Origin of the sequence: Chamaesiphon sp. (genome assembly GCF_041738855.1) — a bacterium.
Lineage (GTDB): Bacteria > Cyanobacteriota > Cyanobacteriia > Cyanobacteriales > Chamaesiphonaceae > Chamaesiphon.
On the sequence record NZ_JBGSPA010000182.1, the window covers coordinates 56,751 to 81,270 of the forward strand.

A 24,520-nucleotide genomic window follows, 5' to 3' on the forward strand; every position below is an offset into this window, starting at 1 on the left:
TCGAATAGTAGTTTGCTCACCGCATCCAAACTATTTTTAATTGCTGTTCGCAGACTATATTAATAACACTTTTATTGACAAACAAATCATGGTATCTATCGCTACTGCCCAGCCCAACCTCATCAATCTAGCCGCTCCCTTGGAAAATCGCTATCGCCAAGTTCGACAGATGAGCGAACACATCTGTCAACCATTAGCGATCGAAGATTATCAGATCCAAAGTATACCGGATGTGAGTCCGCCCAAATGGCATCTAGCACATACTACCTGGTTCTTTGAAACTTTTATCCTCATCCCTTATTTGCCAGGATATACTGTTTTTCATCCGCAATTTGGTTATTTGTTTAACTCATACTATGAAGCTGTCGGCGCGCGCCATCCCCGCCATCAGCGCGGACTACTTTCTCGTCCTACAGTAGCAGAAGTTTATCGCTATCGAGCACATGTCGATCGATCGATGATGACATTACTCTCAGCCACACCCATAGATCCCGACTTAGCAGATCTCATCATCTTAGGATTACACCACGAACAGCAGCATCAGGAGTTACTAATTACCGACATCAAACATATCCTCGCACTCAATCCCCTTCACCCTATTTATCGCGATGACTTACACCCGCATCCGCCCGATCTTGGGAGTAAGTTTGAGTGGCTAGCATATCCAGGTGGCTTGTATAGTATCGGTGCTGAAAGTCATGAATTTGCCTTTGATAACGAATCCCCACGTCATCAAACATATCTACAAGATTATAAATTGGGAAGCCGCTTAGTTACCAATAGTGAATATCTAGAATTTATCCACGCAGGCGGTTATCAAGAGTCCAAATATTGGCTAGCTGAAGGCTGGATGACTGTCCAATCGCAGCAATGGCGATCGCCATTGTATTGGGAAAAAATCGATGGTGAGTGGTGGGTAATGACGCTGAGCGGGTTGAAAAAGTTAGAGTCTAATGAGCCAGTTTGTCATGTGAGTTTCTATGAAGCCGACGCCTATGCTACTTGGCAAGGAAAGCGACTCCCTACCGAAGCAGAATGGGAAATTGCGGTGACAAATATGCCGCAAGTTGGCAACTTTTTAGATAGCGATCTTCTACATCCCACACCTGCGAATACCTCCCATCATCAGTTCTTCGGAGACGTATGGGAATGGACGCAAAGTGCCTATTTACCATATCCTGGATTTCAAGTCGCTGATGGTGCGATCGGTGAATACAATGGTAAATTTATGTGCAATCAAATGGTCTTACGCGGCGGTTCTTGTGCAACTTCTGCCAATCATATCCGCCCCACTTATCGTAATTTTTTCCCGCCCTCAACCCGCTGGCAATTTAGTGGTATTCGCTTGGCAAGTTATTAGTCAGGGACTTTTCAATAAGATTGCGAGCGAGCACCAATTTGAACATATTAGTGCTTAGTGTAGATCCAGGGTACCCACAAGGGGTACCCCTACACAATTAATCTGTAGGGGTGCCCCTTGTGGGTACCCTTAGATCTATGCCCTTACTAGTTTTCACGTATTGGTGAAAGATGTGAGGCTGTGAAATTTTGGACGCGATGCCAGACGCGATCGAGTAACATGGGATCGTTGCTATCAAACCACTCAATTTCGGGGATTGCTTTAAACCAAGTGCGTTGACGTTTGGCATATTGACGCGTAGCGACGATCGTCCGATCGATCGCTGCTGCTAAACTAATTTCACCGTGGAGATACTGACACATTTGGGCATAGCCCAACGTCTTGAGTAACGGTAAATCCCACCCATATTTAGCTCCCAGATATTTCACCTCATCCTCCCAACCCAATTCAATCATCTGCTGAGTGCGATGCTCGATGCGTTGAGCGAGGATATCTAAATTCTCGCAATCCAAACCAATTTGGAGAATTGGGTAACCGGGTGGATATTCGCCCTGCTGACTAGAAATAGTCCGACCTGTGACATAATAAACCTCCAAAGCCCGAATCGTGCGTCTGGGGTCGTTAGCGTAAATTTTAGTAGCAGCTTGGGGATCGATCTGTTGTAGAATTTGGTAACATTGCCCTTGACCGAGATTGGTTAATTGCGATCGCAAATCCTCATCAGCAGCGACTCTGGGCATCTTCATTCCCTTTACCACTGACTTAATATATAGTCCCGTACCGCCAACCATTAACGGTACTCCCTGCTGTTGTAGTCGATCGATGAGTGGCTGTGCCTCTGCTTGATATTGGGCAACAGTTACAGTATGATTAGGATCTGATGTACTAACAAAGTGGTGTCGCACAAGAGCTAATTCTGCTTTCGATACCGTCGCCGTTGCAATATCAAAATCTCGATAGATCTGGCGCGAGTCTGCACTGATAATTTCGGAGCCAAGCCGTTGCGCGATGGAGATGGCTAGTCCTGATTTTCCCGTAGCAGTTGCGCCACAAATAACTATTAACACGATCGATTATCCACTGCCCTATATCTGCTCTAACTCACTCGTCGCTGCCAACGCGGCAATCGCGCCCTCTGTGCCACTTAGATCTTACTGCCAAAAATATTCTCAGAACTATCTAGATTCGTTCATAACCTATCTGTGTTATAATTTTGGAGTGATTTATCATCGATATAGCCAATAGCGGCTTGTGACTCATTATTGGAGCATCATTTATGACCAGCGATTATGGTGACGACAACATCCGGGTACTGGAAGGACTAGAAGCCGTCCGCGTCCGACCTGGGATGTATATTGGCAACACCTCGGCGACCGGACTCCATCATTTAGTATATGAGGTTGCGGACAACTCGATCGATGAAGCGTTGGCTGGTCATTGCAAAAATATCGATATTTCCATCAATGCTGATGGTTCGATTACCGTCATCGATGATGGACGGGGGATTCCGGCGGGGATCAATCCGCAAACGGGTAAATCGACGATCGAGACAGTCTTAACTGTACTCCATGCTGGGGGCAAATTTGGGGATGGTGGTTATACCGTCTCTGGTGGTTTGCATGGCGTCGGAATTTCGGTTGTCAACGCGCTGTCCGCCAATGTTGAAGTCAAAGTTTGGCGAAATCAGAAGATCCATACCCAACGCTTTGAGAAAGGGATTGCGGTATCGGGATTGGAAGTGGTACCGAGTCCAGAGAATCGGACGGGGACGACGGTAACTTTTCTACCAGATGTGGAGATCTTCAAAGAGGGGATTATCTTTGATTTTGATACTCTCGCAGTCAGATTCAAACAGTTAGCTTATCTCAATGCTGGACTGCGGATTAGCTTTAGCGACTATCGCCTCGATATCTTGGAGTCTACCGAACCCAAGATCGAGAATTATTTTTATGAAGGTGGGATTCGGGAGTATATTGCTTATCTCAATGTCGATAAGCAGCCACTTCACGAAGAAGTGATCTACATCCAAAGTGAGAAGAATAAAGTGCAGGTCGAAGTCGCGCTGCAATGGTGCGTAGATGCCTATACTGACAATATCTTGGGTTTTGCCAATAATATTCAGACCAAAGAAGGGGGAACGCACTTAGACGGTTTAAAAGTCGTGCTCACTCGGACGATGAATGCGATCGGTCGCAAACGCAATAAACTTAAAGATGGTGATGCGAACCTCGGTGGTGAAAATATTCGGGAAGGTTTAACCGCCATTGTCTCGGTGAAGGTACCCAATCCTGAATTTGAAGGACAAACTAAGACTAAACTGGGCAATAGTGAAGTTCGCGGGATTGTAGACTCGATCGTTGCGGAAGCTTTGACGGAGTATTTAGAATTTCGACCGAATATTGCCGATGCAATTTTAGAAAAAGCACTCCAAGCTTTTAATGCTGCTGAAGCAGCGCGCCGAGCGCGAGAATTGGTACGCCGGAAGTCAGTCTTAGAATCTTCAACTTTGCCTGGTAAATTGGCAGATTGTAGCTCTAAAGATCCGAGCGAATCAGAGATTTTCATCGTCGAAGGTGATTCGGCTGGGGGAAGTGCCAAACAAGGACGGGACAGACGTTTTCAAGCAATCTTACCTCTACGCGGGAAGATCTTGAACATCGAAAAAACCGATGATTCCAAGATTTATAAAAACACTGAGATTCAGGCTCTAATTACAGCATTAGGCTTGGGTGTCAGAGGGGAAGATTTCAAGCCCGAACAACTCCGCTATCATCGGATCTGTTTGATGACTGATGCTGACGTAGATGGGGCGCACATTCGGACGCTATTATTGACGTTCTTCTATCGCTATCAACGTGCTTTGATCGAAGAAGGTTATGTATATATCGCTTGTCCACCACTGTATAAGTTAGAACGCGGACGCAATCATTATTATTGTTATAGCGAACGTGAATTGCAGCGAAAGATTGCTGAATTTCCTGCCAACGCTAACTATACAATTCAGCGATTCAAAGGGTTGGGAGAAATGATGCCCAAGCAGTTGTGGGAAACGACAATGGATCGGGAAACTCGCACACTCAAGCGGGTAGAAATTCAAGATGCTGCTGAAGCCGATCGAATTTTTACAATCCTGATGGGCGATCGCGTGGCACCGCGTCGGGAGTTTATTGAAACTTATGGACCTAAATTAAATCTGATGGATCTGGACATTTAGGTTACTTGAAATTTAGATTTTAATTGCAATAAGTCGTAACTTTCCGCTGCTGCGATTGGATCGGATCTTACGACTTTTTTAAGTCTAATTTAAACTTAATGCCTCCTACCCAATGAGTAAGTATGTCAACTATTTATTAGGTAGAGCGTGCTTGAACCTTAGCTGGTGGGCAGTGCCCACTCTACACTTTTCTACACTTTTCTAAGTTAAACCTAAAACCTAACACCCACCCCCTAAAACCTAAAGCCTAATACCTAACACCTGATGCCATGATTCGTGACGCAACGATCGCCGATTTACCCGCAATTATTGAGATTTATAATACATCGATTCCTGGACGGATGGCGACAGCAGATCTAGAGCCAGTGACAGTTGATAGTCGGCTAGAGTGGTTTACCGCCCATACACCCGATCGGCGACCATTGTGGGTATTTGAAGCAGATGATAAAATTAAGGGATGGTTTAGTTTTCGCTCGTTTTATGGGCGTGATGCCTATCGTCATACTGCGGAGGTAAGTGTGTATGTATCACCAGATTATCAGCATCAAAAGCTCGGCGGTACACTCTTGACTCAAGCAATTGCTAGCACGCCTAAGTTGGATCTCAAAACGCTAGTTGCTTTTATTTTTAGTCACAATCAACCCAGCCTTAATTTGTTCAAAAAACATGACTTCCAGCAATGGGGCTATTTACCACAAATCGCTGAACTCAATGGGATCGATCGCGATTTAGTGATTTTAGGTAGACAAGTAGCTACAAGTTCGTTACAGGGATAAATCAACCCACATCTCTAGTCTCAGATGACAGATTGACAACTGAGATCTGACTCTTTCGCTGAGAAATGAGCGATCGCCAGCGGTTAGGATTTGGAGCTGTGGTTCGAGCAACTGGTGTTAGATCGGGGCTGACTTTGGCGATCGACTGTAGCGCACCAAAACTCATATTTCCAGCTTCAGCTCGTTTGAGCCAAAACTGGTGCATCCTAGTCTAAACTAGACCACTCTGAGGAGATGTTTGTCGAACTAGAGATCGGAAAAATGTTCTCGCAGTAACATTTTGATTTTGAAACTACTACCCCACTGAAGTGATAAAGATCGAGAGTCATCGATCGATTCAGCCGCGCTTGGGTCTACTCCTAGACAGAGGAGGATGTATTGTCTGTAGATCGTGATAATATACGTTAAATTCTACTCACCAGACCGATCTAAATACTCACTTATCCTTAGAGAATGACAGCTTTTAGTCCATTTCAACCGATTATCCGCCGCAAACAACCTGCCTTGGATGTGCAAGATCTCGAAGGACTGTTGCAGATCGACATCCAATTTAGAGACGTACAACTATTCTCTAGCTTTTATACCCGCATCGACCAAGTTTTTGGGTTGTGGGGTGGGATTACGGCGATTATTTTCTTGACGGCTCAATTTCTGAGCCTGAGTTGGACAGATCAAGCGGTGCTATGGTCGATTTTGACGCTATTTGGTGCGTGGGGTACTTGCCATCTGGCTTGGTATTGGGTGACGGTACAGCGATTGCGGTGGGTTGTATATACCTGGGTCGGACTGACGCTTGGTGGTATCCTGTTGACCGACTGGGGCATCTGTGGTGGTGGCTGGGTAGTATTGCCATATCTCTGTCAACTTTGGCTGGTACTGAGTGGGATTGGCTATCTAGTGACTGCGTGGGGACTGCGTTCGCGCGCTTTTGCACTTAGTGGATTGTTTCATTTTGGGGCGATGTCACTACTATCTTATCTTCCTGATTGGCAGTTTCTGGTTACGGGGATGGTGACTGCGGGTTGTCTATTCCTGTTGGCTGAAGTGCAGTGGGATATGGAATCTCTTGACAATCTGCGCCTGTTGACAGTAGAGCAAATCCAATTCAATCAAAAACAAAGCGAGTTGCGATCGCTAGATCTCTAGGGAAATCGCTCGATTCTCTATCGATTGTAATAGTAGCGATCGTCAAAACTCTCATTCTTTCGGAGGATTTGGAATCAATTAGCCTCAGCTAATATTTAAATATAGACTTATTAATTGATTCCGGTGGCGATTGAAGCTACTTTCCTTGTGCAGACAAGATATCCAAAGTACTGGATGGGGGTTATGTCGCAGTGACCCATTATTGCCAATCGTAAGAGAGCGACGGTAGAAAGGCAAACAGTACAGAAAGTAGCGATCCGCTTGGAATGCCATCTTAGGTATATTTAGCAATTTCCCAAATATCCAGTTAGTGTAGAGTTTCTGTCGCTTCCTCTACTTTGTTTCTACTAACGGGGAACTAAACTTCCCACCAGAGCGATCGAAAGTAGAAGATAACTGGACTATTTTTATCTTATATTATGAATAGGAGGCTAGCTCAGATCGGTTCACACCAGATTTACTTAAAAGTTACGATCTAAATAAGACCAAATTATCGCTCGACTCGACGAGGTACATCGTGAGTCATCAAGTCGTAAGCCATCCGCGTATTCGGAAAAATTGCCCGCGCTGCTTGTAATAAATCATCGAGGACGATCGGATTGCCAGGAGCATAACGCGGGCTAAAATGAGTCAGGATCAATTCCTTTGCTCCAGCACCTAAAGCCACTTGAGCTGCCATCGTCGAGGTAGAATGCAATCTGTCAAACGCCATCTCTGCATCTTGGTGGGCAAAGGTAGACTCATGAATCAATACATCTGCATCAGTAGCTAGTTCTACCGAATTGTCACAATAGACGGTATCGGTACAGTAGACAAACTTCCGCCCAATTTCAGTATCGCCACACAAATCCCGACCATTAATCACTCTCCCATCGGGTAAAGTTACCACTTCACCATTCTTTAGTTTGCCATAAATGGGGCCAGAGGGAATATTTAATTCCTTGGCTTTATCGAGATTAAATTTGCCAGCTCGATCGGTTTCGCTGACGCGATAGCCATAAGCTGGAACCTTATGCTTGAGCGGGATGCAAGTAACTGTAAAATCTGCTTCCTTGTGAACTACTCCAGGCTCGATCGTGTGTACCTTGAGCGGATAATTGAGGTGAGTATAGGAATACTTTTGACACGCACGGAGATATTCATCCAACCCTTTGGGGCCATAAATATCGATCCGATCTGGACTACCCGCCATCCCATAAGTTGCCAACAATCCCATCAACCCAAATATATGATCGCCATGTAAATGCGTGACAAAAATTCGTCGAATCTGACTGATTTTGACATCACAGCGCAGTAATTGATGTTGAGTAGCTTCACCACAATCAAATAGCCACACCTCAGCTCGTTGCGGGAGATTGAGGGCGATACTAGAAACATTGCGCGCCCTGGTGGGGACACCAGAAGATGTGCCGAGGAAGGTGATTTGCACGTTGTTCGATCGATGGGTTGGGTCGCTGCTTAATTATAAATGATGGTGAATGGTGAATGGTGTCTACAGCGCGATTCCTGTTACAGAGGCTGTGCGAACGGATCGACACACAGGTATACTGATTGAGGCAGCGATCGATATACGCGTTGCTCTGTCTAGTCCCTACCCCCTACTATCTATGAAGATCGATGCTGGTAACTCCGACCAAGAACCAAGAATCGAGCTAGTACCGCTCATTGATGTGATTTTCTGTATTTTGACATTTTTCCTGTTGGCGGGGCTACAGGTAGCCAAACAGCAAGCAATTGGTGTCGATATTCCCCAGGCGGCTAGCGGTACGCCCGCCGCCCGCGAACTGCTGATGGTGACACTCAATGACGCCGGACAACTCTTCGTCGAACAGCAACCAATGCTCGTCCCTGGGCAACTAGTCGCAGCAGTCAGACAGTATCGTCAAGCACGACCCAATAGCTCGATCGTCTTGTATGCTTCCAAACTAGTCACCTACAATCAAGTCGTTGAAGTCCTCGATGCACTCCGAACTGTTGCTGGAGATCGAGTCGCACTAGCCACTCTCCCTACGAATACCGCCGCGCCAACTCCCCCCGTCCTCACCACTCCACCTGGGTACGCCTACCCTCCCTCTAACCCCGCTCCAGGCGTCAATCCCCCTAACTCACAACCCAACAGCAGCGTCACAACTCCGCTGCCTACAATACCTAGTAGTACAATTCCCGTACCAGCCACTAGTGGCGCGACAAGTCCGACACCACCCGCAGTCGGGCAATCCCCTCAAGTTGCCCCCAACCTCCCCATACAGCCATCCCCATCAATCGCTCCCAGCAAATCGCCTTCACCTTAACGCCATCATCTACCAAATTGAAGGATACGCGATCGCCGGAACGTGGAATAACTCCAGATGCTGGTAGGGCAAAGTAATTAGCTGAGATCTTTGGGTACTCACAAGGGGCACTCCTACAAGTTATCTGTAGGGGTGCCCTCGGGTTGTGGCAGTAATAGTATCTATGCATTGGTGCAAGATGTGAGCTTACCGACAAGTATCGATCGCATCCTTCAGTGCATATACCACCCGCTGCTGCTCCTCCACAGTCAGCTCTGGGAACATCGGCAGTGATAGCACCTCCTGACTGACTCGCTCGGCATTGGGAAAACTGCCCACTGCATAACCGAGATCTGCGTAGACAGACTGTAAATGTAACGGTAGCGGGTAATAGATCATCGCGATCGCACCAGCCTCCAGCAGACTAGCACGAACTCGATCGCGCAACGTGGGCAACCGATCGCGAGGATCGGCGGTATCCATCCCCACAGGTGCAACGACCCTAATCGTGTATTGATTCCAGGCAGATTCACCCCCAGGTGTCGCTTGGGGCGTAATTATCCCAGGAATATTGGCAAGTAGCTGGTGATAGCGACTGGCGACAGTTGCGCGTTGTTGATTCCACAGATCCAGGTGCGGCAGTTTTACCTGCAAGATCGCCGCTTGAATGGCATCGAGCCGACTATTGACCCCGATCGCTTCATGATAGTACCGTTCGCGGCTGCCATGCTCCCGCAACATCCGCAAATCGTCTGCTAACCCAGGATCGTTGACTGTAATCGCCCCACCATCTCCGCAAGCACCAAGATTTTTGGTCGGAAAAAAGCTAAAGCACCCGAAATGTCCGATCCTCCCGACTGGTTGACCCTGCCATTTGGCACCTGTAGCCTGAGCGCAGTCTTCAATCACCACCAGATTGTACTGTGCAGCGATCGACATCAGCTCGGTCATATCCACCGGATTGCCAAATAAATGTACGGGCATGATTGCCTTGGTACGAGGCGTAATTGCAGCGGCTAGTTGAGTCAGATCGAGATTGAAAGTAGCTAGATCGATATCGACAAACACGGGCTTTGCTCCCACGCCGCTAATCGTCTCAGCAGTAGCAATAAAGGTAAAGGGAGTCGTAATCACCTCATCTCCTGCGCCGATATTCATCGCTCTCAAGGCTAGATACAGCGCATCAGTACCAGAATTGCAACCAACACATTCAGCCGTACCGATATAGGTGGCAAACTGCTGCTCGAAGTTCTTGACTAGTGGGCCGCCAATATAAGCACCTGAAGCTAGAACTTCTAATACCGCTGCACTGACATCAGCACCGATCGCTTGATACTGCCGTTTGAGGTCAAGAGGGGGGATGTTACTCACAACGTTAATAACCGTGAATTTTCAATTAATTGTAGCGGAATAGTTCACCACATCGATCGCGAATTGAGTCAATCGATTTGGGGCGACGGCTAAAACAGAACCAGTCTTCAGATGAAGACGCGATCCAAACGCTCAGCGTTCCATAGTATCATGACTGTCTGCACCGCTAAATTTTTGATATGCGTATTCTGCACTTGTGTCAGCAAACTGGATGGTGGTCTTTATTGCTGTGGCTGATGGCGATCTCCCCAGCTCAAGCCGAGCGATTGCGCGTCGCTGTCGCTCAAAAAGTTGCCCACGTAAATATCGCCGCTTCGACACTGGCGATCGTCAGCGATGAAAATGGTCTGAAATTGGGCGAACTCCAGCCCCAAACTAGCTTGGCTGCTACAGCCACTCCAGACGCGATCGCCGTTGGCGACAGCCAGGTGCAACAACTCTGGGTCAGACCCCAATCTGGTGGCTACGTCTGGCTCAGCGATGGCGGAGCCTCCCCAGATGGCGGTCGCTGGTACCGAGGCGCGATCCAAGTCGTCTCGACTCGCAAACAACTCCTCGCCATCAACCATGTCAATCTCGAACAGTATCTCTACAGCGTACTGGGTGCGGAGATGAGCGCGACTTTTCCGGCTGAAGCCCTCAAGGCTCAAGCAGTTGCCGCCCGCACCTATGCTATCTATCGGCGTAAATCCACCCGCCAAAAATTATTTGATGTCGATAGCACCCAAACCAGTCAAGTATATCAGGGGATCTCTAGCGAGGCAGACACCACTCAAGCCGCCGTCAATGAGACTTTAGGGCAAATCCTCACGTATGGCGGCAAACCGATTTTGGCAGCCTTTCATGCGGCTTCTGGAGGGCATACAGAGAATGTTGAAGATATCTGGTCTAGTCGCCTCCCGTACTTGCGAGGAGTCCCAGACTACGATCTCGATACACCTGGCTCGGAGTGGAGTCAGACATTTACACTAGCTCAACTCGCTCAAAGTCTCAAGGTATCGGGTCTCAAGACGATCGCCCCCGATCGCACCACTCAATTTGGCAGTGTTGTCAGTCTCAAAGTTGGTGGCGATACCACTCAAATTTTTACAGGGACTCAAGTCCGCACTGCACTCAAACTCCGTAGCCTCCGGTTTACAATCGTCCCCACACCAGCAGGGTTCGCGTTCAATGGACGCGGCTATGGACATGGACTAGGGATGAGTCAATGGGGAGCCTACAATCTCGCCCAGCAAGGGATGAAGTATGCCAATATCTTGACTCACTATTATCAGGGTGTGGAGATCGGACAGTTGGGGGATAAGTAAGGGTAAAGGTGCCCTTCAAGCAGCGATTGCCAACAGGTTATAATTAGCAGCGATCGATCTATGAATAGTTATGACCAAATACGTGTTATGGGGTAGTTATTGTGAGGATGTCATCACCAAACGATCGCCCTATCGGGATGCTCACTTAGCAGGACTAGCACAGCAAAAAGCCGCTGGGGTCCTCGTGACGATCGGTCCGACGCAAGATCTCACCCAAGTTTTCGGGATCTATGAAGCTAGCGACAGGCAGCAAGTCTGCAATCTCATCGAAGCCGATCCCTACTGGCAGCATGGCATCTGGACGGAGTACCAAGTCAAAGAGTGGATTCAAGCCATCTAGTCCTGACAAATCGGGACGCACTACTTGAGGGAACATTTGGCGCGAAATTCGATCGAAATAACTAGATCGCGATCGGGGTCACTACTGGGTACTATGTAAAATGAGCACCGAGCATCACTCAGATCCTCACAACAGCAAGAGTCAGCACTCAGTCGATCTCATCGCCTTACAGATATTTAATTTTACGGAACAAGTATTACCATGACTATTCGCCGTCAGTATAGTTTGCCAAACTGTACCCTCATTTTGGACGGGTTGAGTGATGGCACATCCACCACTGGCATCCCCGATCCGCGTCCCCTCATGTCCAGTTTATTCAATGCTGAGTTTCACTTTGTGGGCAGCCCACAGCCGCTACTGGGCGGACGCGACTTTCTCACTAGTTTAGTCACCACAGTCAGTGACTATGCCCAAGAATTTTTGAGTGGTATCCCCCATCCCTCGCAGCCACAGACAGCCGATCGCTTGGTATCGCTAGTCAGAGGCGATCGTGACAATATCCACCGCCTCCAGGCGAAAATCGAAACCTACACCCCCCAACCTCCTGGGACGACAGCCAGCTCGATCGTTAACGATCGATCCGCAGCCACATCCCACGGTACCAAAACTGACGCACTCATCCCCGCAGGTGCAACCAACGCCACTCAGTCCACCCAAGTCGATCTATCCACAATTCAGCTGTTCGATCTCCTCGAAGCGATCGATCAATTTCTCGCAGATCGACGGACTTTGCCGGATATCATGATTCCGCTCCAACCAGTCACTAAAGCGATCGCTCAACCGATCTCCGCACAGGCTGTTCCTGCTGGCTTGGGACTTGCCAGCTTGGTAGTCGCTAGCCTGATCGGTTATGCACTCCCCGCACCTCAAGTATTACCCCCCAAATCCCTAACGGCACCTGTCGTCACACCCACCCCTACCACCACGCCAGCCAGCAGCACCCCAGCCCCGACCAGTAATCTCCCCAGCAAAACAGGTAGAATAAATGAAGCTACCCAAATCGGCTTCCTCGAACGCAAACTGCAACGCGATCTCAATCAAAATTGGCTCCAACGTAGCCAACTGAAACAAGCCGCTAATTTTCAAGTCAACGTCAATCAGGACGGGCAGATTGTCAGCTATCTACCTGTAGGCAACACAACTGGATCACAGTCTAGCTTGACTCCTTTAACCAAACTCTCCACCCAAAATACCGATCCCAATCAAGCGATCGGCAATTTTAACGTCGTCTTCAATCCCACCGGAGTCATCGAGATCGCCCCCATCGGACAATTGCAGGGCATCAAAAGTTTAGGGAAAGCCATCACCGAACCACAATTGCAGACAACTCTCGCCACACAACTTCAAACCACCCTCCAGGCATCGGCAACTAGCACCCAGCCGCTCGATCCTCAAAATCTCACCTACCGCGTCGCTGTTACCAAAACTGGCGAGATCGCCGACTACGAACCGACAGATCGCCGCGCGGCTGAAGCGGAAGCCAAAACCCCCCTCCCCAAACTTGCTAAATTCAACTCTCAAGCGGCAATTTCCCAAGAACCCCTCGCTCAATATCAAGTCATCTTTCAACCCGACGGCAAAATTCTCGTGACACCGAAATAACGCGATCGCCAATTGGAGATATATTGGTCGATCTGCGGTTGACAGCTCCAGCAGCGATTGACCAAAATAGATATATGCACAAACTTACCCCGCCAGTCAACGATGTCCGATCGAGATCGTGGCAGTTATTCCCTTACACGCTGCTGGGTACGATCTTGTTTGCTGCGGTGTCTAGTGCCCATCTCAACCAATATTTGTCTGTCTATCTAGTCCTACTCGCTGCACAGTTGGGTACTGTCGGCATCTATTTCCTGATGAGGCGGCTAAAATCGAAGCACCGCAGCGATTTATAGCTAGAGACTATTTTATCCGAGGATCCAACAACTGATGCGAACTAGAACGGCGGCATTATTAATTTGTTTTTTTGGTGGGTATTTTGGCATCCATAAGTTTTATTTGGGTCAAAATTTTCAAGGTGTAATGTACTTGATTTTTTCATGGACTTTTATTCCTGGTATCATCTCCTTTTTTGAATTTTTGGGACTATGTTTTATGTCCGATCGCCAGTTTGATGCGACATTTAATACCGACAGTTATTCGCTCGAACAACGATCGAACTACCCAGCCGTACCCCCTAGTCGATCGACCAAGGATGCAACTTCGACCCTCTACGAGCTAAAAAAATTGTACGAAGATGGGATCATTACTGCGGAAGAATATGAACTCAAACGCCGTAAGATGTTGGATGATATTTAAACAGTTGACAGTTGACAGTTGACAGGGTGGAGATTTTAACCACTGCTCTTTGATTAACTGATGCGATCGTCAAATTCTCAGCCAATAACCAAGTCAAATCTCACCCCCGATCCTGCTAACTGTTCGCCATCTATGAAGCAATCCAACTTATGTCTAGTGCAGCCTTAAAACAAATCCCTGACTGGATCTGGTGGTCGGTTTTCCCAGTCTTTGGCGGTCTAACTATTGCTTATGCTGGCTACTTGACCAAGACACAGCAATGGCTAAAAATTGGTGGTGGCGTCAGTGCGGTCGCGCTCTTAGCAGCACTTTCGGGTCAGACATGGCTGGTATATCTAGCCGTCCCGATTCAATTGGCGATCGCGATGCAGATCAAGAATCCTTATTTGATTAAAATGGCCCCCAGAGGTACGATCTTACCAACAGATCGCCAGACCGCCCAACTAATTGCTAGTGTCCGAGGTAAAGTCGATATTAATAAATGCTCTAAAGACGATCTGGTACATATCTTGGGACTGCCGATCGCCTATTCTAATAATATCGAATCAATCAAAGCTGAAGGGTATATGTTCACGCATCTAGAAGAGCTAACCGAACTCGCAGATGTCCCCGAGCAATCCTGTCACGCGATCGAACCAATGATTGCTTTTAACTATTATGAAAAATCTGCCGATCCGATCGATTGGCAACGCTTAAATGTCCTCCCAATGTCCGAACTAGTCGAATTGGGACTCGATCGTGATAGTGCTACGACGATCTGCAACGAGCGTCAATTGCACGGTGCCTACCGCTCCCTAGTGGAAGTCAAACGCCGCACTGGCATCCCCCTCAATCGCTATAAGCACCTGATTTAGTCCAGTTGCCACACGCGTTGGCGTAGCCGCGCCGAGAGGTAATCTCGCATCAAAAAGCCCCAGCCTGCCAAGAGACTGGAGCTTTGTTACTACTGACGGAGAAGGTGGGATTCGAACCCACGGTAAGTTGCCCTACACAGCATTTCCAGTGCTGCGCCATCGACCACTCGGCCACTTCTCCAACACAAACTATGTGCAGATTTTACCGCTTAACTAGCATACCCTAGACTTTTAGTAACTGTCAACTGATAATAGATAGTACATGGCGGGATCGAGCGATCGGGAGCGATCTACCGACCAGCCCACTCGCCACGCCAGCCACCAGTTATGCAGCATGACTCGCAATTACCACATCAACATCTACAATCGCCAGACTGATACACACCATCAAGTCACCGTTCCCAGCGATCGCTACATCCTCCACAGTGCCGAAGATCGCGGTTTAGAACTTCCCTTCTCCTGTCGGAATGGTGCTTGTACTGCTTGTGCTGTCCGCGTCATCTCTGGTAATTTAGAGCAACCAGAGGCGATGGGACTCTCCCCGCAGTTACAGAGTCAGGGTTATGCACTACTATGTGTCAGCTATGCTTGCTCCGATCTAGTAGTGGAAACCCAATCCGAGGATGAAGTCTACCAGCTTCAGTTCGGACAATATTTTGGTAAAGGTCAGGTAAAATATGGACTTGCGTTGGACGAAGATTGAACGATGACTCGCAGCTTGAGATCGGGGCAATGGTTGTCAATATGGGGATTACTTTTAATAGTAGGCTGTCAAGCATCACCGCCTCAATATCCCACCGTCCAAATTAGTCGCGTCACTAGCGGACAATCGGTAGAATGGATCGATAAGTCTCAGCAACCGCCAGTCATTCAGCAAGGGAGATTGATCGGGATCGATGCTCCAGATCTGGCGCAAGAACCCTGGGGAAAGCAAGCCAAGCAACGATTGGAGGAACTGATCGATGTTGGTGGCAAAGGGGCTGTGAGCATCGAATTTGAGGACACAGCAACCGATAAATACGGGCGCAAGTTTGTCTACTTGTGGAAGGACGGTCGGTTGCTCAACGAGCAATTACTCAAAGATGGTTGGGTGTTGGCAACTATGCGGACGCCAACAGCGGGTACAAACACTCTCAGTGGTGTCAAGTATCGCGAACGCTTGATCCGTGGTAGTCAGTATGCGCGACTTATGGGTGCAGGGATCTGGAATCCCGAACAGCCGATGCGGATGAGTCCATCTGAATTTCGCAAAGAAGAGCGGTGATAGTTGATAGTGGACGGCGATTCGCTCTTGGATTGGTGGTAAAAGGTACGCGGTGAGGATGAAACAAAACCTGCGTGGGACGATCCCGATCTAGAATAGATAAAGTTACACGCGATCGACCATCTCTAGTTAGAATTGCTCAGCCACCATCCACTGTCTTGATTCGCTGTCTTGACCCAAACACATGCGGAGGGAACCTCCGCGTGATTTGGGTCGCTAAACCCTCGGCAAAGCCTACGTATCACGAATCGCCATCCACCATCCACCATCCACCATCCACGATGCTATTAAAATCAACAACCCGTCATATCCACATTTATACCGCTGATATCAAGAACAATGAATTGATCCCCAGCGAACAAGCTTTGACATTGGATGTCGATCCTGATAACGAGCTTGTCTGGAGCGAAGACGCACTGCGGAAGGTTTATGGGCAATTTGATGAATTAGTTGAATCCTCTAGTGGTGCGGATCTGACTGAGTATAATTTACGTCGAATTGGGTCGGATCTGGAGCATTTTGTCAGATCGCTGCTCCAAAATGGCGAGATCGGTTATAATCTCGACAGTAGAGTGTTAAATTACAGCATGGGTTTACCCCAAGTAGTCAGTAAAAACACTGATTAATTCAGTTAATTACTGTGCTATTGCGTTTTCGATACCTCTATATCTCGTTTACTCAACTTTATATCTCCTATTCCCTCTTCTGCAATCGTGTAAGTACGTAGTCGAGGGTAATTTTTTGTCGATCGCAGGATGGTGGATGGTGGATGGTGGATGGTGGATAATCGATCGTGATGATGACGCAGTTACTGGCGAGTGGATTTATACTTTGTGCGATCGACGGTTGCAAGCTGGCTGGCTAGTGAGTCATGATGGCAACTTGGCGATCGCCCGAGCCACTCAGAAATTAGCACAGTTGCGTCAATCCTTGCCTGATTTTATCGCGATCGCGACGCTCGACCCGATCGAATTCATTAGCGATTTGATGGCTGGAGCGCGGTTGGGGCTACCGATCTTTGTGTGCAATCCACGCTGGGGTACCGCTGAGTGGGAGCGAGTCGCTACCTTCACCGCGCAGGTATCCGCACAGCATCACCACCGACTGATGATTCCTACTGGCGGCTCATCTGGAGCGATCCAATTTGCGATCCATAGCTGGGAGACTCTAAGTGCTTCTGTCTGGGGATTTCAGGAATTTTACGAACTCGATCGGATTAATGCTGTCTGTACGTTACCGCTGTATCATGTGAGTGGTTTGATGCAGTTATGGCGATCGCTATTGACTGATGGTAAGTTGTTTATTATTGATTTTCATCAACTTACCGATCCTACAAATCGACTGCTGTACTCCATCGATCTAGCGCAGTATTTTATCTCGCTGGTGCCAACTCAGTTATCAAAATTATTGGATGTAGATATCCAATGGTTGTCACGTTTCCAGACGATTTTACTCGGTGGCGCACCGCCGAGTCTGGAGCTATTGAACAGAGCAAGGCTTGCCTATCTACCATTAGCTCTAACTTATGGGATGACTGAGACTGCATCCCAAGTTACCAGTCTCAAACCTGTCGAATTTTTAGCAGGTAATTGCAGTTGTGGACGAGTTTTACCTCATGCCAAAATCGATCTAATTCCGTCATCTGAAGATGGTTTAACATCGCTCCGGATCGAGGCTAAATCTTTGATGTTGGGTTATTTTCCCAACCTAGATTTACTAACTTATTTCGAGCCTGACGATCTCGGTACATTTAGTAACCAGCGAGTGGGGATAGAGCGACAAGATGGTTATTTAACTATTTTGGGTCGCAGTAGTGACAAGATTATTACAGGCGGCGAAAATGTCTTTCCAATCGAGGTGATGGCGGCAATTATGGCGACTGGATTGGTTGCAGATGTCTGGGTGATAGGCGTGCGCGATCGCTATTGGGGACAAGCGGTGACGGCGATCTATGTGCCCCAAGATCCGCTGGTGACAGTGGCAAGTTTAGCAGATGCGATCGGTGGTAAGATTAGCAATTATAAGCTGCCTAAACGCTGGATCTGTGTCGATCGGATTCCGCGCAATTCGGTGGATAAAGTATCACTTCAGGCATTGAGAGCAATGGGAATAACAGGTATTTAAACAGTTGACAGCGAGGTTTTTAGGATGGGGATTTAGTAACGTGGGCACTGCCCACCATTTAGATTTCAGACAATTTCTATCTCATAAATGAGTAGTTAGGTACAAATATTGATTAGATTGAGATCGATCGAACCCTAGATGGTGGGCAGTGCCCACCCTACTGGCTCTCTGAAAAATACAATTAGTAATATTTTGAGCGATCGCTTTACCCACATTTTTAGTCTGGTCGTCCCACTACTTCGCTGTCAATTGTCAACTGTCAACTGTCAACTGTTTAAGGCTTCGTACCTGTCGTAACACACCAATCTTTGGCAGGTTGGGAACTTGCAGTTGGAGTGGGGCGCAACGGAGTTGTGGCTGACGATAGTTGTTGCTCGTCAGGGATGATAACCAATCGATCGGGAGTATGATTATCCAAGAAGATCGGTTGCGATCTTTTGCTTTTGATTGAGATCGTTGGTAAACGTGAAACCGGAAGGCACCAATCTTTTCGAGTCGCCAGGATATTACCAGCTTGTCTTATTAACTGACTAGATTGCTGCTGAATTAGTGTAGAAATTGGACTAAATTGGCGATCGACAAAATTATTTATCAGGATCGCATATTTACGGATTGGCTGGATATTTATCTGCAAATTTTTGTCGCTAAATTTAGCAGTGATTTCCAGATCGTTATCGACTAGCAATAGTACTTTGGCAGCCAGCGTCCCACTTACTAATATCCAGAAAAAGCCCGCGCTGAGCCGTTCTAAGGAACTAGTGGTGGTTGTGTCAAGCTTGGCAGGTTTCATCGTGCTTGGGTAGTGAGATGGATGAGTTCGGGGAGGATGAGTTTTTCCATGCCTAATTGCACTGCGCCGCGCGAGCCAGGGAGCGAGAAGACTAGTAAGTGGTGGTAAGTTCCCGCCAGGGCGCGCGAGGAGATCGCGCGGGAGCCGATCTCTTGGTAGCTCAACCATCGAAACAGCTCGCCAAATCCAGGTAAAGTTTTGGTGAGGACGCTGGAGAGGGCATCATAGGTGCGATCGCGGGGTGAGATTCCCGTACCACCGTTGAAGACGATCGCGCTAATTGGCGGCTGGATCGCCAGAGTAGTATCGAGTTCCGCCCAAATCTGGGTCGGCTCGTCGGGGATAATTTGATATCTACCAATAGTATGCCCAGCCGCGAGCAATAATTGCTGAATTAACTCGCCACTACGATCGCTACTCGGTGTGCGGGTATCGCTAACGGTGATCACCGCGCAATCGATCGCCATCTGGAGCAGATCTGGATGCGGCTGGAGCGAGACTCCAGTAGAGACGTTACGCGCACTTTCGAGCATGAGTTATTTATTCTTCAGCTTTACTAAATCCGAGTCCATTTGCTTCCGAGTAGCGTTCCATAAATCGCATGAAACGATCCCACTCAGCAGTGGAGTTCATAATGTAGATGGCTTCCAATGCTGCGGGTTTGCCATTGACAAACTTGGCTTTGACTTCCTTGGTCACGATCTCGCCTTCGTCGTCAAGCATGTATAGTCCAGTCACATCTTCATTGACATCATTGCCGAGGATCGCTGGATGGTCAAAATAAAACGTAGCTTTACCCTGTTCGCCAGTGCGAGATTTGGTGAGCCGCACATCGGGAACTACAGGTTCGGTGATGCCTCTCGAAAATTGGATTTCTGCCATGAATAAACTGAGATAATGTTATTTTCATATATTAATCGATCGAGAGTTCCAAAATTGAACCATTTAAATCCCTATGCTTGGATCGATCGATCGCTGGAGACGATTCGACAGGCAAATTGGTACCGCTCTCCCCAAGTTATCGCGAGTTTACCTGGGACTGAGGTAGTTATTGACGATCGGGTGTTGCTCAACTTTGGGAGCAATGACTATCTCGGTTTGGCTGGTGACGAGCGCGTCATCCGCGCGGCGATGGCGGCGACGCAGCAATTTGGAACGGGGACGACGGGTTCGCGGTTGACGAGCGGACACAAGCAACTCCATCACGATCTCGAACGGGCGATCGCTAGCTTGAAGGGCACTGAGGCTGCCTTGGTGTTTAGTTCGGGCTATCTCGCCAATTTGGGGACGATCGCGGCTCTAGTGGGCACTAGGGACACGATCTTGAGCGATCGATTCAATCATTCTAGTCTCAAGAATGGCGCGTTATTGAGTGGGGCGAAAACGATCGAATATCAGCACTGCGATCTGGACGATCTCCGCCAGCAGCTACAGTTACATCGCGCCGATTACCGTCGCTGTCTGATCGTCACCGATACGGTATTTAGTATGGATGGGGATATTTGTCCGCTGCCAGCGATTGTGGAGCTAGCGATCGAGTATGGTGCCATGTTACTGGTAGATGAAGCTCACGCTACGGGGATTTTTGGCAAGACTGGCGCGGGGGTGGTCGAACATTACAATTGTGGTGGTCAACCGTTAGTTGTCATGGGTACGCTGAGTAAAGCACTCGGTAGTTTGGGTGGCTATGTTGCGGGGAGTTGCAGCCTGATCCAGTTGCTTCAGAATCGCTGTGCGAGCTGGATCTATACGACAGGACTATCCCCCGCCGATACGGCTGCGGCGACAGCGGCGATCGCGATAATGACTACCACCCCCCAACTGCGGCACCAATTGTGGGAAAATGTAGCGTATTTCAAACAAGCGATCGCGCAGCAGTTACCAGATCTCCGCCTAATTCCCTCCGGATCGCCGATTATTTGTATCGAACTCCCAGATCCGCAAACGGCGATCGCCATCTCCCAACGACTCAGACAACTAGGCATCTTTGCCCCCGCGATCCGTCCGCCCACCGTCCCCACTAGCAGAATTAGACTATCGCTAATGGCAACACATCAGCCGTCACAATTAGCGCGATTGGTCACCGCGATCGGCTTAACCTTTGCTGAAACCAAAGTAAGCTAAAATGTCAATGAATCAGTTGGGGATCGAAATCTAAGTGCCGATGCTAACTACCTCACTACGCTCAATTTTTCGATCGGTTCTGATTAGACATCCTGAAAAAGCACATCGAGATCGGCTAGTGTCAACAACTCGATCGACTATCTAGAATTAAGTTGTTTTCAACTAGTAACCTTCCCAAAACTCCCCCATAAAGCCTAAAGCCTAAAGCCTAAAGCCTAAAGCCTAAAGCCTAAAGCCTAAAGCCTAACTCCCTCTACCCTCTAATTTAAGTTTTGGCAAAACCAAACTCCCGCTTTGATTTTGAACAGGCCAACCAAGTCACTAAACAATTAGTGAATCAGATGCCCAAGTGGTTGCGATTGTCATTCATCCGCAGTTGGGTGTTCTGGGCAATTATCACACTTGGTATCTCTGGGGGGCTAGTTTATCTAGCATTGGGATTGATCCTCAATCCCAATGCCGTACCCAATTGCCCCGCCATCTTCGTGCCGATGTCTTCAGCATCCTTGCGCGTCTATTGCGGACAATTAGCCGCCAGTAAGCAAACCTTACCAGATTTGGTCGCCGCGCTCAATCTCGTCAAAGATGTCGCCCCCAACGATCCGACTCGGAGCTATGTCGATAGTAATATCCAACGCTGGTCGCTGACAATTCTCCGGTTGGCAGAAGCCACCTATCAGGATGGTAACTATGATGAAGCAGTCAAAGCGGCTAAAAATGTCCCCAGCAATGTCCCTGCGTATAAAATTGTCGCCAAACGACTGGCACAATGGCAAGAAACTTGGAATAAAGGCGTCAAACTCGATCGTCAAACGCGGGACTTATTGAATAGCTCGAAGTGGGTAAATGCCTATGCAGTAGCGGTAAAACTGACTCGCCTCAACAATCGCTACTGGGCGACAACCAAATATCAAGAATTGGCCGATCTGGTGCAAATTGCCAAAGCTGATAGTGCCAAACTCGATGAGGCGCGCCAACTCGTCAAGACTACTCCCATCAAAAATCTGCTCAAAGCGATCGAAATATCCAGCAAAATCGCTCCCAGTAGTTTCGCACATACAGAGGCGCAAACTATCATCAGTACCGCCGCCAACCAGATGCTCAGATTGGCAAAAGTCAAGCTCGATCGCCAGGATTGGCAAGGTGCGCTAGACATTGCCGCCAAAACGCCCGAAACCGCCGCAATCAAAACCGAACTTCAGGATCTCACCAGCCTAGCGCAAGCCCAGTCTCATGCCGTCAGCGGTAGTATTGCCGAGCTAGAAACCGCCATCTCACTAGTGCAGAGTATCCAGCCCGCTAGTCCGATGTACGCGCGATCGCAACAATCTCTCGCCGGATGGCAGCTCGAAATTCAGGATCTGGCTACGCTCCAACGCGCTCAGAGCGTTGCAGCAACGGGGAATGTCAAAGATCTCCAAATCGCCATCACTGAAGCACAGCGCATCCCCACGGGCAATCCGCGCGGCAAAGAAGCAGCTCAAGTCGTCACCGAGTGGCGCAAGCGGATCGAGACAGTCCAAGATACACCTTATCTACGGATGGCTCAGACCCTCTCCGCCAGCGGCACCGTCGCTGGAGTCCAGAGCGCGATCGCCCAACTGAACCAGATTCGCCCAGGACGCGCCCTCTACCCCCAAGCTCAACAGCAGATCCAACAATGGACAGCCGATATTCAACGGGCGGAAGATAGTCCGATCCTCGCACAAGCCGAGAGTATGGCTAGTGGTGGCGATCTCACTGGTGCGGTCGCGATGGCCCAAAGAATTGGGCGCGGACGGGCAATGTCAGCTCAGAGCCAAGAACGCGTCCGCGATTGGCAAGCGCAACTCCAAGCGGCTAGCAATCTCGCCGCCGCCCAAAAACTAGCGGAAACTGGCACCCCCGAAGCACTTCTCGGAGCCATCCAAGCCGCCGCCCGCATCCCGAGAAGTTCCAATCTCCGCGACCAGGCACGGTTGGCGATGGACAACTGGAGCGGTCAAATGCTCGAAGTGGCTCAAAGTACCGCCACTACCAATCTCCGCCGCGCGATCGCGATCGCCAGAGTCATCCCCGATACTACCTCCGCCTACAGCTCTGCCCAAGCTTTGGTTCAACAGTGGCAACAACAGCTCAATCCGCCCACCGAACCGCTGCCAACCGACCCAGATAATAGTCTGCCGAATTAGGGCGTTATCTCTAATGATATGGGGAAAGGGTAAAGGGTGAGGGAACTAGGGCGATCCATCGATCCTCGTTTTTCGATCGCATCATTGGGTGGAAATATAGCAGTCCTATTTGATTTGTAAGAAGATTGTAGGGTGTGTTATCGCGCAGCGTAACGCACTGAAGAGAATAGCTCGATCGATAAATCTCACAAAGCAGTTAGGATCGCTATAGGTGTCAGTAAAGCAACACTAGATATTTATTTTCGACCAATAGGCAAAGCCATAAAAGTCAGCAATAATGAAGAAGGAATAACTGATTTAGTAAAGCAACTAAATGCAGTTGAGTTGAAAAAGTTAAATGAATGGGGTATCATCGCAGTGGCTTTATCAGTGCAGTCAAGCGCGAACGGGCACGGGTATTGATTGATTGTGGATCGTCAGTAGCCGCACTCCGACTGCTAGCTGGAAGTTGTTATGGTACTGGCTACGATGTTGATTACTTTGAGTTGTTTGGTCGCGCTTTACTCGAATGTGGTCAAGTCGAGAATGCAGGTCGTTTCTTTTTTTTGTCAGGCGTACGAAGATCCGATTATGAGGCTGCCATTGCAAAATTCTTGAGCAAGCATAACGATCCAAATAACTTCAGACAGTTGCAGTCGCGTTTTCCAAAGCGGGCGCAAGTATTATGGAATCTAAAACAGTTTCCTCCGATTGTGGCATCGGAACTGAGGTCATTAGGCTGGCCAGAAGACATACAAGCAGCAAATGTCGCGCGCAAGCAACCTCATTTACAAAGTCAGAGACGGAATTGGTGTTTGAGTAGCATCTGTATCAAAAGTGCCGTTAAGCCTGTAATTCTCTCACAGTAACCATTTCAACAATTAATTTCTCTGGGGATGAAGCTGTACCAATTGAACTAAGGTCTATCTGTTACAGAGAGAGAGGACGAGATTTCAAGGGTTTGAGGGTGCTAAATCTTGGAGGGTTTATTGGGGTCGAGCCGAGATACGGATACTGTTGGCGAATTCAAAAATCGATCGCTTGGCGGCGATTGCGAAACGCTGGCGATTCAGGTCGCGCGCTTCCGATGTGCCATTTTTTCAAAATGAGAACGGCGAGTTTGAGCCAGAGG

25 protein-coding genes and 1 tRNA gene are annotated in these 24,520 nt (G+C 48.4%); 18 read left to right on the plus strand and 8 right to left on the minus strand.

The window, feature by feature from the left end; translation table 11 throughout:
• Positions 1–88 precede the first annotated feature (88 nt).
• Positions 89–1,360, plus strand: coding sequence for an ergothioneine biosynthesis protein EgtB (gene egtB / locus ACEW9I_RS19560; protein ID WP_373542005.1), 1,272 nt, complete (start codon positions 89–91; stop codon positions 1,358–1,360).
• 146 nt (positions 1,361–1,506) lie between these two features.
• Here egtB and miaA read toward each other — a convergent pair whose 3' ends face one another.
• Positions 1,507–2,427: a tRNA (adenosine(37)-N6)-dimethylallyltransferase MiaA gene (miaA, locus tag ACEW9I_RS19565; RefSeq protein ID WP_373542006.1), complete on the minus strand. Its 921-nt coding sequence runs from the start codon at positions 2,425–2,427 to the stop codon at positions 1,507–1,509.
• A gap of 209 nt (positions 2,428–2,636) precedes the next feature.
• Between miaA and gyrB the strand changes: the two genes are divergently transcribed.
• The gene (gene gyrB, locus ACEW9I_RS19570) at positions 2,637–4,574 is read left to right on the plus strand and encodes a DNA topoisomerase (ATP-hydrolyzing) subunit B (protein ID WP_373542007.1); all 1,938 of its coding nucleotides are present in this window, start codon (positions 2,637–2,639) and stop codon (positions 4,572–4,574) included.
• Positions 4,575–4,843: 269 nt separating this feature from the next.
• Positions 4,844–5,350, plus strand: coding sequence for an N-acetyltransferase family protein (locus ACEW9I_RS19575; protein WP_373542008.1), 507 nt, complete (start codon positions 4,844–4,846; stop codon positions 5,348–5,350).
• A 1-nt stretch (position 5,351) separates the two neighbouring features.
• Here the strand turns inward: ACEW9I_RS19575 and ACEW9I_RS19580 are convergent, their stop codons facing one another.
• Positions 5,352–5,555 (minus strand): hypothetical protein, encoded by a 204-nt coding sequence (locus ACEW9I_RS19580; protein ID WP_373542009.1) that lies wholly within the window; start codon positions 5,553–5,555, stop codon positions 5,352–5,354.
• A 248-nt stretch (positions 5,556–5,803) separates the two neighbouring features.
• On the opposite strand from ACEW9I_RS19580, the gene ACEW9I_RS19585 reads away from it, so the two are divergent.
• The gene (locus ACEW9I_RS19585; RefSeq protein WP_373542010.1) at positions 5,804–6,496 is read left to right on the plus strand and encodes a hypothetical protein; all 693 of its coding nucleotides are present in this window, start codon (positions 5,804–5,806) and stop codon (positions 6,494–6,496) included.
• Between the two features lie 490 nt (positions 6,497–6,986).
• Here ACEW9I_RS19585 and ACEW9I_RS19590 read toward each other — a convergent pair whose 3' ends face one another.
• Positions 6,987–7,925, minus strand: coding sequence for a ribonuclease Z (locus ACEW9I_RS19590; protein ID WP_373542011.1), 939 nt, complete (start codon positions 7,923–7,925; stop codon positions 6,987–6,989).
• A gap of 178 nt (positions 7,926–8,103) precedes the next feature.
• Between ACEW9I_RS19590 and ACEW9I_RS19595 the strand changes: the two genes are divergently transcribed.
• On the plus strand, positions 8,104–8,787 hold the full coding sequence (locus ACEW9I_RS19595) for a biopolymer transporter ExbD (protein ID WP_373542012.1): 684 nt from the start codon (positions 8,104–8,106) through the stop codon (positions 8,785–8,787).
• A gap of 186 nt (positions 8,788–8,973) precedes the next feature.
• Here ACEW9I_RS19595 and ACEW9I_RS19600 read toward each other — a convergent pair whose 3' ends face one another.
• Entirely contained in the window at positions 8,974–10,137 is a 1,164-nt protein-coding gene (locus ACEW9I_RS19600) for a DegT/DnrJ/EryC1/StrS family aminotransferase (protein WP_373542013.1), read from the minus strand.
• Between the two features lie 179 nt (positions 10,138–10,316).
• On the opposite strand from ACEW9I_RS19600, the gene ACEW9I_RS19605 reads away from it, so the two are divergent.
• The 6 genes from ACEW9I_RS19605 to ACEW9I_RS19630 all read left to right on the plus strand — a co-directional run bounded on the left by ACEW9I_RS19605 (position 10,317) and on the right by ACEW9I_RS19630 (position 14,936).
• Positions 10,317–11,444 carry a SpoIID/LytB domain-containing protein gene (locus ACEW9I_RS19605; protein WP_373542014.1) on the plus strand — a complete coding sequence of 376 codons (1,128 nt, stop codon included), beginning with the start codon at positions 10,317–10,319 and terminating at the stop codon, positions 11,442–11,444.
• A gap of 70 nt (positions 11,445–11,514) precedes the next feature.
• The gene (locus tag ACEW9I_RS19610) at positions 11,515–11,784 is read left to right on the plus strand and encodes a YciI family protein (protein ID WP_373542015.1); all 270 of its coding nucleotides are present in this window, start codon (positions 11,515–11,517) and stop codon (positions 11,782–11,784) included.
• A 201-nt stretch (positions 11,785–11,985) separates the two neighbouring features.
• Positions 11,986–13,386: a DUF4335 domain-containing protein gene (locus tag ACEW9I_RS19615; protein WP_373542016.1), complete on the plus strand. Its 1,401-nt coding sequence runs from the start codon at positions 11,986–11,988 to the stop codon at positions 13,384–13,386.
• Positions 13,387–13,460: 74 nt separating this feature from the next.
• Complete coding sequence (locus tag ACEW9I_RS19620; protein ID WP_373542017.1) at positions 13,461–13,679, plus strand: hypothetical protein; 219 nt, start codon at positions 13,461–13,463, stop codon at positions 13,677–13,679.
• A gap of 34 nt (positions 13,680–13,713) precedes the next feature.
• Positions 13,714–14,082 (plus strand): NINE protein, encoded by a 369-nt coding sequence (locus ACEW9I_RS19625; protein WP_373542018.1) that lies wholly within the window; start codon positions 13,714–13,716, stop codon positions 14,080–14,082.
• 149 nt (positions 14,083–14,231) lie between these two features.
• On the plus strand, positions 14,232–14,936 hold the full coding sequence (locus ACEW9I_RS19630; protein ID WP_373542019.1) for a helix-hairpin-helix domain-containing protein: 705 nt from the start codon (positions 14,232–14,234) through the stop codon (positions 14,934–14,936).
• Positions 14,937–15,032: 96 nt separating this feature from the next.
• Here ACEW9I_RS19630 and ACEW9I_RS19635 read toward each other — a convergent pair.
• Positions 15,033–15,117 (minus strand) — tRNA-Ser (locus ACEW9I_RS19635).
• 153 nt (positions 15,118–15,270) lie between these two features.
• Here ACEW9I_RS19635 and ACEW9I_RS19640 point away from each other — a divergent pair.
• The 4 genes from ACEW9I_RS19640 (at position 15,271) to ACEW9I_RS19655 (ending at position 18,324) form a co-directional block, all read left to right on the plus strand.
• A complete protein-coding gene (locus ACEW9I_RS19640) occupies positions 15,271–15,639 on the plus strand; it encodes a 2Fe-2S iron-sulfur cluster-binding protein (RefSeq protein WP_373542020.1) in 369 nt (122 codons plus the stop codon).
• Positions 15,640–15,642: 3 nt separating this feature from the next.
• On the plus strand, positions 15,643–16,200 hold the full coding sequence (locus ACEW9I_RS19645; protein ID WP_373542021.1) for a thermonuclease family protein: 558 nt from the start codon (positions 15,643–15,645) through the stop codon (positions 16,198–16,200).
• 281 nt (positions 16,201–16,481) lie between these two features.
• Positions 16,482–16,826 (plus strand): NAD(P)H-quinone oxidoreductase subunit M, encoded by a 345-nt coding sequence (locus ACEW9I_RS19650; protein WP_373542022.1) that lies wholly within the window; start codon positions 16,482–16,484, stop codon positions 16,824–16,826.
• 115 nt (positions 16,827–16,941) lie between these two features.
• A complete protein-coding gene (locus ACEW9I_RS19655; protein WP_373542023.1) occupies positions 16,942–18,324 on the plus strand; it encodes an AMP-binding protein in 1,383 nt (460 codons plus the stop codon).
• A 274-nt stretch (positions 18,325–18,598) separates the two neighbouring features.
• Here ACEW9I_RS19655 and ACEW9I_RS19660 read toward each other — a convergent pair whose 3' ends face one another.
• The 3 genes from ACEW9I_RS19660 to psb28 are packed head-to-tail and all read right to left on the minus strand — an operon-like array spanning position 18,599 to position 19,996.
• On the minus strand, positions 18,599–19,114 hold the full coding sequence (locus ACEW9I_RS19660; RefSeq protein ID WP_373542024.1) for a hypothetical protein: 516 nt from the start codon (positions 19,112–19,114) through the stop codon (positions 18,599–18,601).
• Positions 19,111–19,647: a molybdenum cofactor biosynthesis protein B gene (locus ACEW9I_RS19665; RefSeq protein ID WP_373542025.1), complete on the minus strand. Its 537-nt coding sequence runs from the start codon at positions 19,645–19,647 to the stop codon at positions 19,111–19,113. Before ACEW9I_RS19665 ends, ACEW9I_RS19660 begins: the two co-directional genes overlap by 4 nt.
• Before the next feature lie 7 nt (positions 19,648–19,654).
• Positions 19,655–19,996, minus strand: coding sequence for a photosystem II reaction center protein Psb28 (psb28, locus tag ACEW9I_RS19670; RefSeq protein WP_373542026.1), 342 nt, complete (start codon positions 19,994–19,996; stop codon positions 19,655–19,657).
• Between the two features lie 15 nt (positions 19,997–20,011).
• On the opposite strand from psb28, the gene bioF reads away from it, so the two are divergent.
• From bioF to ACEW9I_RS19685, 3 genes are all read left to right on the plus strand, one after another.
• Positions 20,012–21,238, plus strand: coding sequence for an 8-amino-7-oxononanoate synthase (gene bioF, locus ACEW9I_RS19675; RefSeq protein ID WP_373542027.1), 1,227 nt, complete (start codon positions 20,012–20,014; stop codon positions 21,236–21,238).
• A 341-nt stretch (positions 21,239–21,579) separates the two neighbouring features.
• The gene (locus ACEW9I_RS19680; RefSeq protein ID WP_373542028.1) at positions 21,580–23,409 is read left to right on the plus strand and encodes a chromosome segregation ATPase; all 1,830 of its coding nucleotides are present in this window, start codon (positions 21,580–21,582) and stop codon (positions 23,407–23,409) included.
• A gap of 341 nt (positions 23,410–23,750) precedes the next feature.
• Complete coding sequence (locus tag ACEW9I_RS19685) at positions 23,751–24,257, plus strand: hypothetical protein (RefSeq protein ID WP_373542029.1); 507 nt, start codon at positions 23,751–23,753, stop codon at positions 24,255–24,257.
• Positions 24,258–24,520: the final 263 nt, after the last annotated feature.

Bases quoted from the DNA above. Each gene is read 5' to 3' on its own strand.
- egtB (WP_373542005.1), top strand. From the start codon at position 89: ATGGTATCTATCGCTACTGCCCAGCCCAACCTCATCAATCTAGCCGCT.
- gyrB (WP_373542007.1), top strand. From the start codon at position 2,637: ATGACCAGCGATTATGGTGACGACAACATCCGGGTACTGGAAGGACTA.
- ACEW9I_RS19575 (WP_373542008.1), top strand. From the start codon at position 4,844: ATGATTCGTGACGCAACGATCGCCGATTTACCCGCAATTATTGAGATT.
- ACEW9I_RS19580 (WP_373542009.1), bottom strand. From the start codon at position 5,555: ATGCACCAGTTTTGGCTCAAACGAGCTGAAGCTGGAAATATGAGTTTT.
- ACEW9I_RS19585 (WP_373542010.1), top strand. From the start codon at position 5,804: ATGACAGCTTTTAGTCCATTTCAACCGATTATCCGCCGCAAACAACCT.
- ACEW9I_RS19595 (WP_373542012.1), top strand. From the start codon at position 8,104: ATGAAGATCGATGCTGGTAACTCCGACCAAGAACCAAGAATCGAGCTA.
- ACEW9I_RS19605 (WP_373542014.1), top strand. From the start codon at position 10,317: ATGCGTATTCTGCACTTGTGTCAGCAAACTGGATGGTGGTCTTTATTG.
- ACEW9I_RS19610 (WP_373542015.1), top strand. From the start codon at position 11,515: ATGACCAAATACGTGTTATGGGGTAGTTATTGTGAGGATGTCATCACC.
- ACEW9I_RS19615 (WP_373542016.1), top strand. From the start codon at position 11,986: ATGACTATTCGCCGTCAGTATAGTTTGCCAAACTGTACCCTCATTTTG.
- ACEW9I_RS19620 (WP_373542017.1), top strand. From the start codon at position 13,461: ATGCACAAACTTACCCCGCCAGTCAACGATGTCCGATCGAGATCGTGG.
- ACEW9I_RS19625 (WP_373542018.1), top strand. From the start codon at position 13,714: ATGCGAACTAGAACGGCGGCATTATTAATTTGTTTTTTTGGTGGGTAT.
- ACEW9I_RS19630 (WP_373542019.1), top strand. From the start codon at position 14,232: ATGTCTAGTGCAGCCTTAAAACAAATCCCTGACTGGATCTGGTGGTCG.
- ACEW9I_RS19640 (WP_373542020.1), top strand. From the start codon at position 15,271: ATGACTCGCAATTACCACATCAACATCTACAATCGCCAGACTGATACA.
- ACEW9I_RS19645 (WP_373542021.1), top strand. From the start codon at position 15,643: ATGACTCGCAGCTTGAGATCGGGGCAATGGTTGTCAATATGGGGATTA.
- ACEW9I_RS19650 (WP_373542022.1), top strand. From the start codon at position 16,482: ATGCTATTAAAATCAACAACCCGTCATATCCACATTTATACCGCTGAT.
- ACEW9I_RS19660 (WP_373542024.1), bottom strand. From the start codon at position 19,114: ATGAAACCTGCCAAGCTTGACACAACCACCACTAGTTCCTTAGAACGG.
- ACEW9I_RS19665 (WP_373542025.1), bottom strand. From the start codon at position 19,647: ATGCTCGAAAGTGCGCGTAACGTCTCTACTGGAGTCTCGCTCCAGCCG.
- psb28 (WP_373542026.1), bottom strand. From the start codon at position 19,996: ATGGCAGAAATCCAATTTTCGAGAGGCATCACCGAACCTGTAGTTCCC.
- bioF (WP_373542027.1), top strand. From the start codon at position 20,012: ATGTTATTTTCATATATTAATCGATCGAGAGTTCCAAAATTGAACCAT.
- ACEW9I_RS19680 (WP_373542028.1), top strand. From the start codon at position 21,580: ATGCCCAAGTGGTTGCGATTGTCATTCATCCGCAGTTGGGTGTTCTGG.
- ACEW9I_RS19685 (WP_373542029.1), top strand. From the start codon at position 23,751: ATGGGGTATCATCGCAGTGGCTTTATCAGTGCAGTCAAGCGCGAACGG.